This is a genomic window from Halomicrobium sp. IBSBa (genome assembly GCF_017612575.1).
Taxonomy (GTDB): domain Archaea; phylum Halobacteriota; class Halobacteria; order Halobacteriales; family Haloarculaceae; genus Halomicrobium.
Genome location: NZ_JADPQC010000001.1, coordinates 863,466 through 879,801, shown reverse-complemented (window position 1 = coordinate 879,801; position 16,336 = coordinate 863,466). Strand labels below are relative to the sequence as shown.

The following is a 16,336-nucleotide window of genomic DNA, read 5'->3' as shown; positions in this document are numbered from 1 at the left end:
AATCGTACTACGGAGTTCTTTTTTTTTCTCCGGTTGCTCCCGACTCACAGATAGCCCAAGTCTTGCAAATTGTCTTTCGTCTCTGCGTCCATGTCGACACCATCAGTGTCATAGGTCTGCTCAACGTCGTCAAGTCGGCGTCGTGCCTCTTCCATCGAGAACCCGGGATTTAACCACGTCTGCTCGCGACGAAAGAGGAGCTTGAACCCCTCAAGGTTTCGACTCCGTCGAATCTGCTTGCCGGCCGGAATCATCGCGAGCAACCCACCGAATAGTTTCAGATTCGACCACGTGTCCGAAGTGACGAAGGCGTAGCCGCCGTTCTGGTCCCAGACGCTCTCAACGCTGTACCTGAAATCACCGATGACAGAAGGATACGGTCGGTCGTAGAAGTTCAGCCCGTATTCGGGTGCGATGTCCCCGTTGACGACGTCTGTCCCTGCTGTCGAGAGAGTGTCGATGTCCTCGTCAAGAAATCCACCAATCGTCGCCGGGATATCGACGTGCCGGAAGATACCATCGTGGTTGCTATCGTCGATGTCAGGGTGGATGAACGTGGTCGGGACATAGACAATCTCTGGACACGCCGGATACGATTCGCCGACGTGGCCGTACTCACCGAGCATTTGGCCGTGGTCGGAGGCGAACAACACGAGCGTCTCGTCGAGAATGCCGCGCTCGCGTAGCGGATCCAGCACGAACCGGTGGAACCGTTCGACAGAGGACTCGATACCGGCCTCGTAATCTGTCCGCAACTGCTCGTTGTCACCAGCGTTCTCGGCGAGATACGAGTTGACAGACTCCTCAGTTTGGAGTGTCTCGTCGAACTCGCTGTACGGTGCATGGCCGCCGGCGTCGCGCATGAACCAAGCGAACGGTTCCTCTATCTTAGCTAGCGGTACCGAGTCGTAGCGGTCGAACAGAAAACCGTAGATCTCATTATTGAAGTTGCCTGCCGAATCACTCAGACCCGTGTGCGGGAATTCGTCGAGAATCGTCCATTGGTCTTCGGCGAGTCTGTCGGTGAATCCCCGGATGCCATGGGTCGGCAGGTACTGTCCCGTCAGCATTGAGGCGATTGCGGTCGGCGTGTGTGTCGACGCCGCGATCGTTCGACACGTCAACCCCATCTCGCTGATTTCGTCCGGTAGGGAATCCCAACGGACGCCGTCAGACATGTAGACGACCACGTTCCGTATTGGAGACATATTTATATCTCATCCGGTCCGCCAGATACGTTTTTCTGTTTTCTCGCGTCTCCGGTGATATATCGAAAGACCTTATTCGCCTGTGACTGAAGTTTCCCCGAATGCGTATCCTTCACGTCATTGGTACTTTTCTTCCCGTCAGAGGCGGTGGTCCCTACTACGTGCATAACCTCTCTACACATCTGGAGTCGAAGGGCCATGAGTGTCGGGTCGTGACGACGACAGTCGGTGGGCAGGCCGACACCGAGACGGTACCGCTGACACGTTCCACCGCCTTTGAGGTGGGTCCAGCACCGATTGCGCCCGGCTTTCCGGTCGTGCTCAAACGTGCTATCAGGGAGTTCGACCCCGATGTCATCCACTCGAACTATCCATTGCCTCTGTATCCCGATGTCGCCGCAGTACTCTCAAAGTTCCACTCGGTTCCGCACGTTATCACCTGTCACGGGGCTTTCGAGATGTCCTGGGACAACCTCGTCGGTGCCATCGGACAGGTGTACAACCGCACGCTATTACGGGTAACGCTCCGACTCGCCGACCGGATTCTGGTCTCGAATCAGAACATTGTCGATGAAATATCGCTCTACCAGCGCTACGAGGACAAACTCGACGTGGTCCCCATCGGTGTCGACACCGAGTGGTTCGATCCCGAGACTACCGACGGCGACCCGCCGTTCAAGATCGACGACACTAAGAAGACGGTGCTATATGCGGGTGCGTTCCGCCGGTACAAAAGCCTCGACGATCTCGTTCGGGGCTTCGCACAGATTGTCGAGAATCACGACGTCCGTCTCGTGCTCGTCGGAGAGGGCGCAAAAAAAGCCGACATCGAATCGCTGGTCGCTAAGTTGGGTATCGAGGATTCAGTCGTATTCCCCGGGTTTGTCAGCGACGAAGAACTGCGCCGAGCCTACGCCGCTGCCGACGTGTTCGTGCTCCCGTCGCCGACGATTACTGAGAGTTTCGGGATGGTCGTGATGGAGGCGATGGCGATGGGCGTGCCGACGGTGGTCACCAGTGGATCTGGTGTCGGCCGTGTACTCGACAGTGAGGACGCCGGTGTCGTCGTTGACCCCGAGTCGCCGGACCAGCTTGCCGATAGCATCGTTCGTCTCGTGACTGACGACGAGTGGTACCAGAAACAGGCCGATCTGGGTCGCACGCTCGTCACCGAGCGGTTCGCCTGGACTGAAATTGTAGACCAGAACGTCGCAGTCTACCAGCAGTTGCTCGACGACCAGTTCTGACTACAGTTCGTCGTCGAGTTCGTCTGCGACGGCGTCGGCGGTGCTGGCTATCGTCTCTCCGTCCGCCCCACCGCCTGAGACGAGTCGCTCTGTGCCACTGAAACCGCCACGGCCGAGATTGTCGACCAGCTGGTCTGCCACCTCGGTTGCAGGGTACTCTTCGGCGATGGTTTTACCGACGCCGATGGCGAACGCACCGTCGCCCAGTGCCGTCACGATAGCGATGGTGTCGTCTCGGGAGAGTGCCTCGCGGGCGATACTCTGTGCGGTCTCGCTGTCTGCCTCGTGTAGTTCGACAGTGACGACCTGTGGGTCGTCTGCTGGGGAATCTCGCTGGAACGCCTGCCACCAGGACCCGGCCCAGCGCTCCCGAAGGTGTTCAATTTCGTCATCGCGTTCCTTCAGTCGGGTCTGGAGACGTGCTACTTCCTCGGGCACCATCTCGGGGTCGACGTCTGCCCGATCAGCGGCGTCGTAGAGGAGTTCCCGCTCTTCACCCTGACTCTCCTCAATCGTCGACTGCTCTGGCGGTGTCTCGTCCCACTCGCGTGCCGCTTCTAAGCCACGGTTTATTGTTCGCACCCGCCGAACCCAATAGAGATTCAAGACGAGCGCGACCAGCCCAACTGCTGCCGCCAGCGCGAGCAGGTGACTATTCATGGACCCACTCCTTGAGCGTCGGTCCGACGCGTGGATGGGTTAGGAGCGGACCGAGCCGTCTCGTGACCGGTTTGAGTTGCTTGTAGCCCGAGATCGATGCCCGTGAAACGTACCGTGGCGGGTGGACGAAACTCGCGAGTTGCTTCTCGGTCCCGCCGAACTTCTGTTTGAACTCGTAGAGCGGTGACTCCGGTTCTGTGCGACCGAAATCGACCACACTGTACTCACCATCGCAGGCCCACTCGATGACCGTACAGTATAGCAGTTCGTTGGGACGTTCGTCCCAGTGTGTTGGATCGGAGGCGTTGCTCAGGATATAGCGATCGCCGCCGAAATCCAGTACGAGGAGGCCCGCCTTCGGGCTGTCCTCGTCAACGAGGAGAATCCGGCAGTCCGACCCGAACGTCGATTTCAGGGTGTCGAAAAACGACTGCGGGAAGATTGGACTACCAAGTCGGTCCATTGTCTGGCGGTAGAGCTCGAAGTACGCGGCGACGTCGTCTGTCTCGGTCACCGTCAGGTCGTGGTCGCGGGCGGTCCGTATGCTTGACCGGAGGTCGCGGTTGAAGCCGTTCTCCCAGAGCGTGTCGAAGGCTATCGTCGTCGGCACCCGGAAGCTCACTCCCGTTTTGATTGCGCCGAACTCGGGATAGTAGCCACGTATGTCGGTACCGTAACGGTCCTTGCAAATGATGGCGTCGAAGCGACCGGGGAGCGTCGTCAGCGCTGAGAGTACGCGTCTCGGGTCTGCATCCGTGGCAACAAGCGGGTAACCGTACTCACAGAACGGATTGACAAAACTCTCGCCCACCGTCTCGCCGACCCGAAACGACGGGACAACACCGATTGTGTCGCCCGTTTCGTCGTCCGAGACGACGACGTAGGCTGGGTCGTAGTTGAAGGTCCTGTCGACGGTCTGCTTCCAGGCGCGTGTGTGGAATACCGTCGCTCTGTCGTGGTTCGTGACGACGTTGTCCCACTCGTCGGGCAGGGTTCCGCTGTGTGTCTCGATTACGGTAGTCTCGGCGCTCGTTGCCATATCTGCGGGAATACGAGTCAGTTATTTAAACTCGTGTTTTTGATTTATATCAATCTATAGTCATTTTTACTTCTTCAGTTTCACTCTGCTGATTTCATTGTTCGTTTTCCGCCTATAGACTCGTCTACTCGGACAATTTTATCGGTGGCGAGTGCTTCTAACTCTTTGGCTATCGTCTCGTGCTCGTCGACTATATTCTTCCGCTCCCTGTGATCTGAATACAGGTTGAACTTTCCTAGACAGGTGTGGGGTGCCCTCGTTCTCCTAGACGTCTTACCTGTCTCCGTCAACGTCTAAATGAACAGCCCTCACTACGGCCTGATCACGCCTCACTCTTAAGCAGACAGTACCATGTCGAAGACCGACACGAACAGACCAGCCGTCTTGAATCGACCAATATTTACTCCACGACGAACTCGCCGTAGGCGTCGTTGACCGTTCTGAACGTATAGCCTCGTTGGCTGAACTGTTCCAGGATAGATTCGAACATCGCGAACCCATCATCGTTCCGTGAGTAGATGGACTTGTAGAACGTCGACAACTCGGCGAACGACGCCGGGTTCACGAGATCGTGCATGTGAATATTGAAGATCACTACCGAGGGAGGCCTCCTAGTCAAGAGTTGCGTGAACGGACGACCGAGGAGTCGACAATACGACAGTGCTGTTGGGATACGTAGGAACGATGAGTACACGGTAAACGGGATCTCGACGAGGTCGTGTTCCGGGAGGTAATGTGGGTCCGTCGGGGCTGCTGTATTGTTGAAATGGTTGGGTCGCCACGATGGGAAGAGACTGGCGTCGAAGTCGTACCCAGCGTCTGCTAGATACTGATAATCACTCTCTCGAATGTTTCCGTTCGGAAGTCTGTACCCAGATGGGCGGTGTCCGAAAAACGATTCGTACTCACGGGTACTGTCAGTGATCTCTTGCTGGATTGAGGTTTCGTCTCTTCGGCGGTGGGTGTGTGAGTGTGGGTGGAACCGAACATCGACCTCACAGTTCCGTAATTGCTCTACGACATCGGGCCGTTCCGTCAGGAGTTCAGTTTGAACGAAAACAGTCAGCGGAACGTCGAGTCGTTCCAATATCTCGATGAGCGTAGCGACATGGTCCACTGCCTGGTACGTATTCTCCGGCAGCGCAGTTCCGTAATCACACTCGAAATCAAGCGTGACGATGATTGATTCTTCGAAGGGCCATTCTAGATGCTGAACCGACGCTGTCGTCATAGAGTCCGTGTGGTTTTCTCGGTCCGTCAGTCATCAAGGTGCTGTTTCAAAGAATGGAGAATAATCGCTGTGAAACAGGCGAAGATCCCTGCCAGCCCAAAGAACGCAGATGTGATCGCGAGTCCCATTGGAAACGTCCCCGATGCGATGTAGTTCGAAAACGTCCAGTATCCAAAACCGAGCCCCACAAATGAACTCAGGAATCCCGGAATTCCGAGACTCGTGATCGGCCGCTCGTGCTCGACCGTTTGGAGAATATTGCTCACCAGCGTGATCCCATGCGAAACTGGGTGTTGGTTACTTGCGTTTTCGACATCGTAGTCGATAGTTGTCCCAACCTCTTCGACCTCGTACCCATTTGAATGCGCATGGTGGAGGATATCGGTACTGGCACTCATGTTGTGACCAATGCCGTCATCCGTAGCGAGACTCTCAATAGCGCGTTGGTCGTAGGCACGGAACCCACTTTGCGTGTCGCTGACCCACGAACGTGGTCGGACCACTCCAAAGCTCAGGTTCGTCAACAGGTTCACAATAGTGAGTCCGAACCGTCGATACAGTGGTGCATCGGTGTCACCATCGTCGGCGAACCGACTCCCGATGACGAGTTCAGACTCGCTTTCTTTCTGGGCTTCGACTATGCGGGGAATATCTGTGGGATCGTGTTGTCCGTCGGCGTCGATCACGACGAGGTGATCTGCGTTCCGGGTGTGGGCCTCCTCGAATGTCGTCTGGAGGGCTGCCCCGTAGCCACTATTTGTCCCGTGTTCGATGACTGTCGCACCAGCGTCTGCTGCGAGCGACGCGGTCTCGTCGTCGCTACCGTCGTCGACGACGAGCACCTCGTCTGCGACGGGGAGTGACTCCTTGACAACCGATGTGATTGTCTGCTCTTCATTGTATGCTGGAATACCGACCACTATTTCCGGTGTTGGTGTATTGCTTGATGGTTCGGCTTTGATTGCTGCGTCGATGCAGAAATCTTTTGAATCTAATAACTCGGCGCTACGATCGTAATCGATCCGCTTCTCAATGTCGGGATGGATCAGCAGACTCGAAAAATCGGCTTCTTCTGCGGCGACGGACAGACACCGACGAAGTGTCTCGGGAGCTAGTTCGTCTGTTCGAAGCGGAACCACTTTTGCACCTAACTGCTTGGCAAACCGGGTACTCTCGCCGTCTGATTCGCCCACCGTGGCGACGAACACGTCGTATCCCCGCTCCTGTGCGCGTAGAATTGCACGGAGTAACGCTTCTGTGTTCTTCTCTGTCGCGACGAAACCAACGGCATGTCCCGGTTCGGCCGTTGCGACGCTTGAACTTTGATTCTGTTCGTATACGTTCTCAGACATCGTTCTTCGAATCACCACCGTGGCCCCCTCTACAACAATGCATTGTTGAAGTATTGCCTGACACTCCAGAAATAAACTTCCGGATCAGTTGTCTGTACCGACTGCTCGTACAGGGGTCAAACAGTCCATCCCTTTGTTGATCCCTAATACTCATCTGGTTGCTCTTATAACTTCACTACTGTCTGATTGGACTTGTCCCGCACTCTACGCACGGGTACGCACCGTCAATCGTTTCCACAACTGGTGCGTTGCACGAGATACACTTCAGAGCCGAACTACGGGCACTCCGCGGATATCGAGCCATCAGTTTGGTGTAACTGTGAAATCGAGCGTGCATATAGCTATTGGATTGTATGAATGTTAACACCACCTCAAAAACCACCAGACAGCGATAACGCTCCCGTATCGTGTGCGTCTTATCATAGGCTCATTTTAAATTAGAGCAGGCTGTGTATATGGCGTTGGAAACCAGTTTTCGGCCTCGCCCGTCCTGTCTACTTTCGCACACGGTCTCTGCTGGAACCGTTCACCCACTGTCAGAACTCACGTTCACCCACAGGTGAGTCTCTCGATAGGCCGTCTCGATCGATGCATCATCAGGCGCATCACCCCGATAGAGTGTGAACAGCAGTCGGAGGTCCTGGCCGGTCATCGTCGGGTCGACGTCGACGGTGCGGCGATCCGTCTGATTGTCCCCCAATCGTGTCTGGTACCGCCCGAGTTCCTCTTCACTGTTCACCTGACTCTGGGTCTCGTTAGGGCCGGTGAACGTCACGTTCTGGAGATCCATCACGACCGTGTAGTTCGTCGGCTGGTGTTCGTGATTCCCGATCCCGACGACGACGGACTGGGACTGGCCCCGGACGAACTCCTCGGGGTAGTTGTCGGCGACGAGTTCGCCGTCGTCGTCCTCGGTCAAGAGGTAGAACTCGCTGAACGATTCACCCTGCTGTGGGACGGCAACGGCGTAGCCGACACTCCCGGCGGCCAGCAGGATACTGAGTACCAGCAGGACGTTCAGGGCGCCGTCAGTTCGTGTTTCGGGCTCGAACAGTTCTGTCCGCGCACCCGTGATCCACGCTCGATAGGGAACACTGAACTGTTCTTCGGGTGAGAGCGCACGTCGACGGCGCGCTGCAACGGCGGTCGCGACCTGCGTGAAGCCACCGACGCCGACGAGGATCGGCACGAGTCGAATCCCCCACGGCGTGAAGTTCAGGACGAGGACGATCAGCGGGACGAGCGCGATGCTGAGTCCGAAGGAGAGGGCAACGCGTTCGATGCCGTCGATACCGCCGTCCTCGGTTCGGTCGGCGTCCGCCTCGTCGCCGTGTTCGGCCGGTCCCGTGCCGGCTTCTGGAAAGAGCGCCGCAACGAAGGCGTAGCCGGGAACGAACAGCGTAAACGGGAGTCCCAGCACAACGCGCAGCGGCGTCTCGCTGACGCCGGGGACGGTCGCGGCGGCTGCTGTGAATAGTGTGAACGCGACGACCGCCGCGAGGTCGGCGGGCAGCGTCCGGACGGGCTCTGGCAGGAGGGCGCGCCACTGGACGTCGTCAGCCATCGATACTGGTGTATCATCCACCTGGGTTAAAAGATGGTCGACATTCCGTCCAGCGATCGAACCGGGCCAGTGTCAGTCGTCGTCCGACGCGTCGGGCGGTGGCCGCTGCTCGCGACCGTCCGACTGCCGTCCGCGCTCGGCGGTCGGTAACTCCACACGATCACCGGCCGGGAGCAGCGAGACGGGCGACGCGGTCAGATACGGAATTGTCGCTGCGAGTGCGCCTATGAGGGCGAGGCCCACACCTGCGAGGGCGAGTACCGTGAGCAAGACCGGCGGCGTGGCCGTCGAGAGGCGGAATCCGAAGAAGACCAGCCAGCCCGCTCGATTCAGCGCGACCATTGCGCCGACGCCGACCAGCACGGCGAGCAGCGCTGCCGGGATCGCGATGCGCAACACGTCCCCGAGGATCAAGCGCAGGAGCTGCGTTCGCGTTGCACCCACCGAGCGGTGGATCCCGATGGACTGTCGGCGCGCGTGGACGGCCTGTGCGAACGTCGCCGTCGTACTGCCGACGGTGCTCAGTCCCGCCAGGACGACGAGCGCCACGAGGACGAGCTGGACGTTCCCGAAGACGCCCTCGACCGAGCGCTCGATCGTCGTCCCAGAGGCGAACTGCCCGCTACTCGCGACTGCGGCTGCCAGCCGGTCGTCTCCGGTGACGGTGTAGCCGGCTGTCGCGATCGCCGTGCCGTTGGCGTTCAGCTGGAAGGTGTACTCGCCGGGCTGGGTCTGTGTCCCCGCTCCGGCGGTGTATTCGATGCGCGTCCGGTTGCCCGGGGTCAGCGTCACCTGGCGTTCACGGGACGAGACTGGACCGACGACGGTCACCGTTCGGGTGTGCTCCTGTTGCCAGGGGTTCGCGAGTTCGACCGTTACCGTCGGGTTCGTCAGCGCGTTCCCCGACTGTGGCGACACGCTGAGTCGGCCGGAGAGGCGGCGACCACTCCCCGGAACGATCTGGAGATCGTGCGTTGCGGTCTGGCCGTCGTGCTTGGCGGTGATCGTGTAGTTGCCCGCTTCTCGGGGCAGTGGGATCACTGCGACGCCTTCCTCGCCCGTCTGGACGGTGACGCCGTCGACGGTCACTGCCGCGTTCGAGACCGGGCTGTCGTCGTTCGAGACGACTGGGACGTACAGCCCGCTCCCGGGTGGTGCGGTCTCGGGCAGTTCGGGTGGGATGCGGATCGCGTTTCGAGACACCACTGTCACAGTATGTGAATACGCCCCGCTTCTCGCACGCGTTTCGCCGGTTTCTGTCGCGGTGAACGTCCGCTCGACGGTCGTTCGGCCGCCCGGAGCGACAGTCACAGTCCGTGATTTGGTTTCGTTCTGGTACTGGATGTTCACCGTTCGAGTCCTCTCGGTGTCGCCGAAGTTCTGGAGTGTGACCCCGAGCGTGACGTTCTCACCTTTGGTGACCGTCGCCGGCCCGGTCAACTCGGTGACTGCGAGTCCAGTCTGGTTGGCCGTCTGTGGACCCTCCGTCGCACCAGTTGGGACGTCACCGGCGACGCGGATCATGTGGACCTGCCCTTCTCTCGTCGCCAGTCCCCACGCCGATTCGAGCGGGATGACGAGGAGGTCGTCCAGCGTTCCGCGCGCTCGATACGTCCCGACGATCTCGTACTGACGGATCCCCGGTGAGACGCTGCCACCGACTGTGAGTGTGTCCCCGACCGCGACGTCGAGGGTCTCTGCAAGATCCGTCCCGATGACGGCTTCTTCGGTCGTCTCGGGGGCGTGACCCTCGACGAGTGTCGCGTCCGTCACGTTCGCAAACGAGTGATAGTCGGCCCCGTGGGCCATATAGGGTTGTCCGTCGCGTACCTGCGCGTAGATGATTTCGGCACTCGCGGGCGTGCCACTCGCCTCGATCGCCTGGGCGTAGTCTGCATCGAGTCGACTGTTCAGGGGATGGGGTGCGTCGGCTTCTGTGATCGTCCCTGTCCCTCCGGCTTCGCCACCAAGCGGTGATGCCAGCCCCGCGATCGAGACGACGAGCAAGAAGGTGAGGGCGAATACGCTCAGCGTCGCTGCTGTCGGGACGAGCGAGCGCCAGGAGAGGAGAGTGGGTGTAACCAGTGCGCGCACTCGCGCAAGGCGATTCTCAGCACCATCGGCCCGTGACGCTGGCTGGGCGTGGCGAGTGCCGAGCGACGCTGGCGGTCGTGTCGCGGCTGGATAGGCGGCGAGTGCCCCGGCGACGACCCCCATCGCGACGAGCAACCCGGCGACGCCACCGACGACTGACACACTCTGGCCTGTCACCGTCACGTCAAGGGCGATCGGCAGTCCGAGATAGACGGCCGTGTTGACGATCGCCTTGATCGCGATGAGACCGCCAGCGTAGCCGATCGCCACGCCGATGGTCACCAGCAGCGTCGCACGAGCGGTAAAGAGGAGTCCGACACGCCATCCGGGTGCGCCGGTCGATCGGATCACGCGGATCGCCTCCGTTCGATCACGGACGCTCATTCGGGTGACACTGTAGACGACGACGAGGACGAGTAGCCCGCCTGCGGCGACGGCGATGCTCAGCGCCCACAGCACCTGTTCGAGGCCACCGAGGACGTAGAGCAGCGCACTCACGAGCGGCACGCCGGCCGCCGGGACGGTGTCGAGCCCCTCGCCTCCGCTGTCGCTTCGATCGATCACGAGATAGCCGGTCGTCCCGAGGTCTTCAATGACCGACGCGTTCGTGACGTACCACGTCGACTGGAGGAACTCGTTCCCGCGTTCCTGCGCTACGAACGAGAGGGCCCTCGTTCCGTCGGGGCCCTCCAGCGTTCGTGTCTGTTGTCCGGTGAGTGGGGCACGCCCGTCGGCGTCGGGGGGGACTGTCGGCAATCGCCCCTGTTGCCACGACGCAGAGCCGTTCTGGACGACGCGTGGCGCGTCCGCGGGAATGCCGACGACCTGGACGGCCCCACCGCTCGTCTCGGCTGTCGTCGTCGGCAGGACGATTCGCTGGTCGGTCGCTGCCGGTGGCTCACCGTCCGCGGTTTCGTAGCTGACCGTCGCGGAGTTCGAGAGGGGTTCCGCGAACGTCTCCGAGTACGTGGTCGCGGTGAACAACAGCAGCGCCGTCCCGACGAGGAACGCGGCCGTCACCGCGACGACGACGATCGTCAGTCTGTCGCGGCGCGACCAGCGGAACAACAGCGCGCGTCGATAGCCCATCTTCGTCCCTCAACTGGTCTGTGACGGCGTCGTCTGTGGCTCTTGCTCGTCTTCAGTACCGCTCTCGACGAGACGTCCGTCTTCGAGTCGAAGTTGATCGTCGAACTGCGTCGCCAGCTGTGGGTCGTGACTGATCACGACCAGCGCGGTGTCTGTCGTCTCCTTGACCTCGAAGAGCAGGTCCAGCACGGCCCCGGCGGTGTCGGGATCGAGCTGTCCGGTGGGCTCGTCCGCGAGGACGATCTCGGGTCTGTTGGCGAGTGCGCGCGCGATCGCGACGCGTTGCTTCTCGCCGCCGCTGAGCGTCGCCGGGTACTGCCGTTCGAGATCCGAGATGTCCAGCTTCTCGAACAGCGTATCGAGCCACGCCGGGTCGCGGTCTCCGGCGTGTTCCTGGGGCAGCGCGGCGTTTTCACGTGCCGTCAGGTCGCCGATCAGCTGGAAGTCCTGGAAGACGAATCCGATCGTCGACTGTCGCAGCTTCGCCCGCTGGCGTTCTGCGAGCGCACTCGCGTCGCGTCCGTCGACCTGGAGTGTCCCGGCGTCCGGGGCTTCGAGCAAGCCGAGGACGTTGAACAGCGTCGTCTTGCCGGCACCGCTGGGACCCTGTACGAGGAGCGTCGCATCCCCGTCGACAGTGATCGACACGTCGTCGAGGATACGCTCTCCATCCCGCGTCACGACCAGATCGGAGCCAACGAGGACGGATTCAGGCACTGTCGTTCGGTTTTCCCGGAGCCGTAATGTATCTAGCGGTCGGACAAAATTCGACGCGTCGGGGTCCGAACGGAAGCGAGTCGGCGCGTCGGCGGCCCAGCGGGGAACTGACGAGGCAACCCGCTCAACAGGCGCTCTCGTTGCTTCCGGTGCGTGGCTGGACGAGCGCCAGCGAGTCGAGCCCTCGCGTGGCGTACACAACGTCGTTGTGCGCTCGCCAGCGATCGAGTGTCGGTTCGGCAATCCGCTCGGCCGGCGCTGGGAAGAGGTGGGCCCCCGAAGTAGCCCACGACTCCTGGGTCAAGGTCGGACACCGCGGTGGCGGACCGCCCTGCAACCACGCGGTGACTGCTCGCTGTGAGTTGGCCGTGCCGTCGGGGTACGTGTGTGTTGCGACTCTGCCGAGCGGATCGTCGGTCGTCCACGGCTGTGTCGTGTGCTGTGCGGCGAACGACGCCGCGGCGAACTGCGACTGTGACGTTACCGCGGGTCCCGTGAGCGTATCGAGGTGGACGAACGCGACGGGCAGCGTCGCGACGGCACTGAGGAGGACGACGGCGGCGAGGACGGCGCTCAATGTACGGTCGAGCCCTCCACCGCCGTCGCTCGCCACCTCGCGTGTCTCGGTCGCCGTCGACCGTGCGTCGTCGCCGGTCCCGACCCGTCTCACGGCGAGCGTGCCGACGCCGACGGCGGCGAGGACGAAGATTGCGATGTGAACGAAGACGTGACCGCGGATGGCCGTGTCGAAGTACTCCGGCGTGAGCGCCGCGGTGAGCGAGAAGTACACGGCGACGATCGGACCCACCAGGAGCGCGAGGACGACGACACCGCTCCCACGACGTTCCCAGCTCACCGCCGGGAGGCCGACGAGTGCCAGCACGACGGGGACGGCAAACGCCGCGACGACGACGAGCAGCGCCGGTGGCGTCGTCTGCATCCCCGGAAACACCGACTGGCCGACGTTGGCTGCGAGTGCGACGAACCAGAGGCCGATCGCGACCCCGATCCCGAGCCGTTGTACCGTCGCGCCGGTCCGCTGGAGCCAGGCGACGCCGACGACGAGGACGATCAGCCAGGCCACGAAGAGGCCCGGATAGGCTGTGACGCGGTTCACGTAGGGCACCAACAGGCCGAGCTGTTCGGCGACCTCGTAGTACCCCCACAGATACACCCAGAAGCCGCCGACGAGTCCCACCGCCGTGGCGATGCCGCGCCGGTCGGGGATCTGGGCGAGGTACGCGCCGAACACCCCCGTCACGACGAGCCCGGCGACGAGCGAGCTGAACGTGTGCAAGAGCGGGAACGTGAGGAAGAACAGTCCGGACAGGGCGAGCCAGCGTCCCCGCCGACGAGATCGCGTGAACAGCCGATGGACGGCGAGCGCGAATAGGGGCACCAGGAGAAAGGCGAGCGCTTCCTCGTCGGTCGTCCCGCTGCGACGGACGTACAGGCCGGTCACGGCGAGCCCGAAGCCGGCGAGGCCTGTCGTGAGCGCCGTCCGCCCCGGCCGCCAGCCCAGCCGTCGGCCGAGACGACGAGCGAGCGCCATCGCGGTGAGACAGGATGCCCCGCCGCTGATCGCGACCACCGGCTGGGCGACGAACAGCGGTCGTTCCCCGGTGAGCAGTCCCGCGACCGTCAGCACCGTCGTGAACACGAAGCTGTCGGCGCGAAACTCGTCCAGCGGGAACGACCCGATCCGGATCGTCTCTTCGGCACGCCACACGTACAGGAAGCCGTCGAGCGTCGACGGGAGCGGACTCCACTGCAGCGTCCCCAGCCGTGTAGCGAGCGCGACGGCGAAGACCGCCGCGACGAGCAACGCGTACCCCCGCTTGTGGCCGGTGGCCCTCATTAGTTCAGTCGTTAAATGCAGCCCTCAAGAGGTTTGGTGTTTCGACCCACACGTCGCCTCGTCTCCAGACTCACTGGTCTACCGGTCGCCCTGTGTTGTCGTGTCGGCGGCGTCCTTCGAGGTCCCTATGTGAGTAATTCGCCAGATGCTCGTTACAAAATACTAGTCATTCGTCAGTAGAAGGAGCACAAAAGTTTGCTACTGTTCTTCCAATGATAACGCTTATATCATTTCCACGAATCGATATGCTAAGGATCCGATATATGAATGGGCTATTTTCAGGTGGCCGGCAGACTGCCTTAGCGATCGCGTTGACCGTGCTAATGCTCGGTGCGCCGATCGCCGGGACCGTGTCTGCGGCGTCACTGAACGACCACGTCAGCGGTTCAGACGTTGCACAGTCATCGTCTGCACAGTTCGAACAGACGGCACCGACTCCGTCGATCAGAATCTCGTCCGGACAGACGCCCGGATCGGGCGGCGTCCCGGCCAAGGTTGACGACAACTACGTTCTGAACCCGGACGAGACGATCGCAGTTCACGGGTTCGCACCTGCCCAGTTACGTCCCAACGACAACACGAAGTCGTCGGCAGCCACCTCGATTCAGAGTGCCCAGGTGACTGCGACGGTGACCGCCAACGACAACGAAGTCGATCTCGACCTCGACAAGGAGGAGTTGAACGTCTACGACGAAGGGACAGCGATCGAGTACCAGTACACGCCCCCGACGGGAGTCAGTGAGTACAAGAACGACGACTACCAGCTCGTCGCTGCCCGGATCGGGCCCGACGCCTCTCGGCCAGAGTCGGTCGAGGACCTGCCGTCGCTGCTGACCGACAACTCGAACGTCGAGGCAGAGGTCGTCGAGACGTACCGCGACCAGGAGACGATTCTCGACGACGAGCCGGTCACGTACACGCCCACGGAGTCTGGCCGATACGTGGTCGGTCTCGTTCAGATCGAGGACAGTGGCGGCAGTTCCGACCCGACTGGGTTCGAGGAGACGACCGCCGGCAACATCGACACCGACGACGAAGTGACGATTATCGGTGCAGACAGCTTGCTCGTCCAGGAAGGCGAGAGCTCGATCAACGCCCCCTCGAGCATCGCTCCGGGGAGTACGCGAAACGTCGCGGTCGACGCCGGTGACGACCTCAGGAGTATCCAGGACGGGAAGGACGTCAGTCACACCGTCCTCCTCATCAACGAAGACAGACTGAGTCAACAGGACGTTCACGCCACCGGGAACGAGGACGATATGGTCACGTCGATCGACTCGTCGATCAAAGAGATCAAAGCCGACAGCGACCTCTCCAGTGGTGCCGAGCCGTTCGGCACGTCGATCGGTACCAGCGACACCAGCGACGTCATCGACGTGACGACGCTGCTGGACAACGTCGTCGACTCTGACAACATCAACACCGATGGCGGTGAAACCCTCTACGCGGCCGTCGGATCCACCGTCGGTGACGCCAAAGACGAGGTCACGATCACCGTCCCGGAGGGGACTCCGGCCGACACGTACACGCTCGTCCACGTCGCGACGATCGACGGCGAGACGCGCTCTTCAACGAGCACGATCGAGCGACAGGTCGGCTCGCCCAAAATCGAGGTCTCCCCCAGCGATACGATCGACTTCGGCGAGATCAAGAAAGGGAACGACCGCACCAAGGAGTTCACGATCAAAAACACCGGAACCGCCGAACTGACGGTCACCGACATCACCACGAGTGGAAGCTACAGTGAGTCGTTCACTGTCGGCGAAACCTTCCACAAGATCGGTGCCGGCAACTCCAAGACGGTCCACCTCACCTTCGACAACGCCCGGAGCTTCGACAACGGACAGCTGACGATCGAAACGGCCCACGGAACGACGAAGACGATCGCGATCGAAGCCACCGTTACGAAACGGGACGACGGTCGCGACCCCGACGACGAGGACGACGATGATGACGATCCGACGGATACGCCGACGGACACGCCGGATACCGACACGCCCGACGACACGCCGGACACCGATACGCCCGACGACACGCCGGACACCGACACGCCCGACGACACGCCGGACACCGACACGCCCGACGACACGCCGGACACCGACACGCCCGACGACACGCCGGACACCGACACGCCCGACGACACGCCGGACGACGGTGACGACGGTGACGACGATGACGACGACACGACCCAGGGAGACGGGCCCGGATTCACGCCCGTGATGGTGCTGGTCGCGCTGGTCGCGACGCTGGCTATCCTCAGACGGCGAGCCTGATCTC

The 16,336-nt window shown here is 61.2% G+C and carries 11 protein-coding genes; 2 read left to right on the top strand and 9 right to left on the bottom strand.

The genetic code is table 11. From position 1 onward, the window contains the following. Positions 1-44: 44 nt before the first annotated feature. Positions 45-1,178, bottom strand: a complete 1,134-nt coding sequence (locus tag IL252_RS04540; RefSeq protein ID WP_208626996.1) for a sulfatase-like hydrolase/transferase — start codon at positions 1,176-1,178, stop codon at positions 45-47. 131 nt (positions 1,179-1,309) lie between these two features. Here IL252_RS04540 and IL252_RS04535 point away from each other — a divergent pair, with 131 nt between their 5' ends. After that, positions 1,310-2,455, top strand: a complete 1,146-nt coding sequence (locus tag IL252_RS04535; RefSeq protein WP_208626994.1) for a glycosyltransferase family 4 protein — start codon at positions 1,310-1,312, stop codon at positions 2,453-2,455. Here IL252_RS04535 and IL252_RS04530 read toward each other — a convergent pair whose 3' ends face one another. The 8 genes from IL252_RS04530 to IL252_RS04495 all read right to left on the bottom strand — a co-directional run bounded on the left by IL252_RS04530 (position 2,456) and on the right by IL252_RS04495 (position 14,059). Next, on the bottom strand, positions 2,456-3,115 hold the full coding sequence (locus IL252_RS04530; RefSeq protein ID WP_208626992.1) for a hypothetical protein: 660 nt from the start codon (positions 3,113-3,115) through the stop codon (positions 2,456-2,458). It abuts the gene before it with no gap. Further along, a complete protein-coding gene (locus tag IL252_RS04525; protein ID WP_208626990.1) occupies positions 3,108-4,154 on the bottom strand; it encodes a GNAT family N-acetyltransferase in 1,047 nt (348 codons plus the stop codon). The genes IL252_RS04530 and IL252_RS04525 overlap by 8 nt, the downstream gene beginning before the upstream one ends. 400 nt (positions 4,155-4,554) lie before the next feature. Next, positions 4,555-5,385, bottom strand: a complete 831-nt coding sequence (locus IL252_RS04520; protein WP_208626988.1) for a polysaccharide deacetylase family protein — start codon at positions 5,383-5,385, stop codon at positions 4,555-4,557. 26 nt (positions 5,386-5,411) lie between these two features. Further along, complete coding sequence (locus IL252_RS04515; RefSeq protein ID WP_208626987.1) at positions 5,412-6,737, bottom strand: glycosyltransferase family 2 protein; 1,326 nt, start codon at positions 6,735-6,737, stop codon at positions 5,412-5,414. Between the two features lie 526 nt (positions 6,738-7,263). Next, entirely contained in the window at positions 7,264-8,301 is a 1,038-nt protein-coding gene (locus IL252_RS04510) for a DUF1616 domain-containing protein (protein ID WP_208626985.1), read from the bottom strand. A gap of 72 nt (positions 8,302-8,373) precedes the next feature. After that, positions 8,374-11,484: an ABC transporter permease gene (locus IL252_RS04505; protein ID WP_208626983.1), complete on the bottom strand. Its 3,111-nt coding sequence runs from the start codon at positions 11,482-11,484 to the stop codon at positions 8,374-8,376. A gap of 9 nt (positions 11,485-11,493) precedes the next feature. After that, positions 11,494-12,201, bottom strand: a complete 708-nt coding sequence (locus tag IL252_RS04500; RefSeq protein ID WP_208626981.1) for an ABC transporter ATP-binding protein — start codon at positions 12,199-12,201, stop codon at positions 11,494-11,496. Positions 12,202-12,325: 124 nt separating this feature from the next. Beyond that, the gene (locus IL252_RS04495) at positions 12,326-14,059 is read right to left on the bottom strand and encodes a sodium:phosphate symporter (RefSeq protein ID WP_208626979.1); all 1,734 of its coding nucleotides are present in this window, start codon (positions 14,057-14,059) and stop codon (positions 12,326-12,328) included. Between the two features lie 323 nt (positions 14,060-14,382). Here IL252_RS04495 and IL252_RS04490 point away from each other — a divergent pair, with 323 nt between their 5' ends. Continuing rightward, complete coding sequence (locus tag IL252_RS04490; RefSeq protein ID WP_208626977.1) at positions 14,383-16,332, top strand: choice-of-anchor D domain-containing protein; 1,950 nt, start codon at positions 14,383-14,385, stop codon at positions 16,330-16,332. Positions 16,333-16,336: the final 4 nt, after the last annotated feature.

Excerpts from the sequence above, each read along its gene's own strand:
- IL252_RS04505 (WP_208626983.1), bottom strand. The coding sequence starts at position 11,484 with ATGGGCTATCGACGCGCGCTGTTGTTCCGCTGGTCGCGCCGCGACAGA.
- IL252_RS04490 (WP_208626977.1), top strand. The coding sequence starts at position 14,383 with ATGCTCGGTGCGCCGATCGCCGGGACCGTGTCTGCGGCGTCACTGAAC.
- IL252_RS04530 (WP_208626992.1), bottom strand. The coding sequence starts at position 3,115 with ATGAATAGTCACCTGCTCGCGCTGGCGGCAGCAGTTGGGCTGGTCGCG.
- IL252_RS04525 (WP_208626990.1), bottom strand. The coding sequence starts at position 4,154 with ATGGCAACGAGCGCCGAGACTACCGTAATCGAGACACACAGCGGAACC.
- IL252_RS04540 (WP_208626996.1), bottom strand. The coding sequence starts at position 1,178 with ATGTCTGACGGCGTCCGTTGGGATTCCCTACCGGACGAAATCAGCGAG.
- IL252_RS04495 (WP_208626979.1), bottom strand. The coding sequence starts at position 14,059 with ATGAGGGCCACCGGCCACAAGCGGGGGTACGCGTTGCTCGTCGCGGCG.
- IL252_RS04535 (WP_208626994.1), top strand. The coding sequence starts at position 1,310 with ATGCGTATCCTTCACGTCATTGGTACTTTTCTTCCCGTCAGAGGCGGT.
- IL252_RS04520 (WP_208626988.1), bottom strand. The coding sequence starts at position 5,385 with ATGACGACAGCGTCGGTTCAGCATCTAGAATGGCCCTTCGAAGAATCA.
- IL252_RS04510 (WP_208626985.1), bottom strand. The coding sequence starts at position 8,301 with ATGGCTGACGACGTCCAGTGGCGCGCCCTCCTGCCAGAGCCCGTCCGG.
- IL252_RS04515 (WP_208626987.1), bottom strand. The coding sequence starts at position 6,737 with ATGTCTGAGAACGTATACGAACAGAATCAAAGTTCAAGCGTCGCAACG.